At 69.8% G+C, this 1,688-nt stretch carries 2 protein-coding genes and 1 pseudogene; all 3 read left to right on the forward strand.

Annotation, left to right across the window (positions count from 1 at the left end):
• On the forward strand, nt 1-365 hold a 365-nt coding region (locus tag HHX33_RS34560; RefSeq protein ID WP_182878241.1), incomplete at its 5' end, for a substrate-binding domain-containing protein.
• Between the two features lie 26 nt (nt 366-391).
• Nucleotides 392-1,564 (forward strand): Gfo/Idh/MocA family protein, encoded by a 1,173-nt coding sequence (locus tag HHX33_RS34565; protein WP_244302556.1) that lies wholly within the window; start codon nt 392-394, stop codon nt 1,562-1,564.
• Nucleotides 1,564-1,688 (forward strand): annotated as a pseudogene (locus HHX33_RS36945) (sugar phosphate isomerase/epimerase); the annotation flags it as partial. The gene HHX33_RS34565 and the pseudogene HHX33_RS36945, both read left to right, overlap by 1 nt.

The raw sequence follows: 1,688 nt of genomic DNA on the forward strand, positions 1-1,688 counted from the left end.
TGGCGAGCAACCTGCTGCAGGCGCACAAGAAGATCGACGCGATCTGGAACCACGACGACGACCAGGGCATCGGTGTGCTGGCGGCGATCAAGGAGGCCGGGCGTGAGGAGTTCTTCATGGTCGGCGGCGCCGGTTCGGCGAACGCGATGCGCGACATCAAGGCCGACAGCGGTGTGCTGAAGGCGACGGTGACCTACAGCCCGACGATGGCCGCTTCGGCGATCAAGATCGCCCGGCTCATCGCGCAGGGCAAGGGCATGAGCGACCTGCTGGAGCAGCAGGTGCCGCAGTCCATCACCCTGACGTCGGAGACCGTCACCAAGGACAACGCCGACAAGTATCTGCCCACCGGGTTCGAATCCTGATCCAGCCCTGATTCGAGGGAGTTCTAGTGACTGAAAGCAGGCCGGCGCTGGGGGTCGGCATGGTGGGGTACGCGTTCATGGGGCGCGTGCACTCACAGGCGTGGCGGAGCGTCGCGGCGGTCTTCGACGTACCGAGGCCGGCCATGGCCGTCCTGTCCGGACGGTCCGCGGAGCGTACGGCCGAGGCGGCCGACACGCTCGGCTGGGCCGCGGTCGAGACGGACTGGAAGCGGCTGATCGAGCGCGACGACGTGCAGATCGTGGACATCTGCACGCCGGGCGACTCGCACGCGGAGATCGCCATCGCCGCGCTGGCGGCGGGCAAGCACGTCATCTGCGAGAAGCCGCTGGCCAACACCGTGGCGGAGGCGGAGGCGATGACCGCCGCCGCGAAGGAGGCGGCGGCGCGCGGCGTGCGCAGCATGGTCGCCTTCAACTACCGCCGCGTTCCCGCCATCGCCCTGGCCAGGAGGTTCGTGGCCGAGGGCAGGCTGGGCGAGATCCGGCACGTGCGGGCGCAGTACCTGCAGGACTGGATCGTCGACCCCGAGTTCCCCCTCGTGTGGCGGCTCCAGAAGGACAAGGCCGGGTCCGGCGCGCTCGGTGACATCGGCGCCCACATCATCGACACCGCCCAGTTCATCGTCGGCCGGAACCTGACCGGGGTGACGGCGCTCACCGAGACCTTCGTCAAGGAGCGCCCGCTCGCCGAGGGGTCGAGCGGCCTCGTCGGCCAGGGCGGCGGCGGTGAGAAGGGCGAGGTGACGGTGGACGACGCGGCCCTGTTCATCGGCCGCTTCGAGGGCGGCGCGCTGGCGTCGTTCGAGGCCACCCGCTTCGCCACGGGGCGCAAGAACGCGCTGCGCATCGAGATCAACGGGTCGGCGGGCAGCCTGTCCTTCGACTTCGAGGCGATGAACGAGCTGTGGTTCTACGACGCCGCGGAGTCGGACGCCGGCTTCCGGCGGGTCCTCGTCACCGAGTCCGACCACCCGTACGTGGGGGCCTGGTGGCCGCCGGGGCACGGCCTCGGGTACGAGCACACCTTCGTCCACGAGGTGAAGGACTTCCTGGAGGCGATCGCCGCCGGCACCGACCCGACGCCGTCCTTCGAGGACGGCCTCCAGGTGCAGCGGGTGCTCGCCGCCGTCGAGGAGAGCGCGGCTGCCGGCAGCCGCTTCACGAGTGTGGAGGACTGATGACCAGGCCGATCACGTTGTTCACCGGTCAGTGGGCGGACCTGCCGTTCGAGGAGGTCTGCCGGCTGGCCGCCGAGTGGGGCTACGACGGTCTTGAGATCGCCTGCTGGGGCGACCACTTCGA

It is taken from the genome of Microbispora sp. H10670 (genome assembly GCF_014161385.1).
GTDB lineage: Bacteria > Actinomycetota > Actinomycetes > Streptosporangiales > Streptosporangiaceae > Microbispora > Microbispora triticiradicis.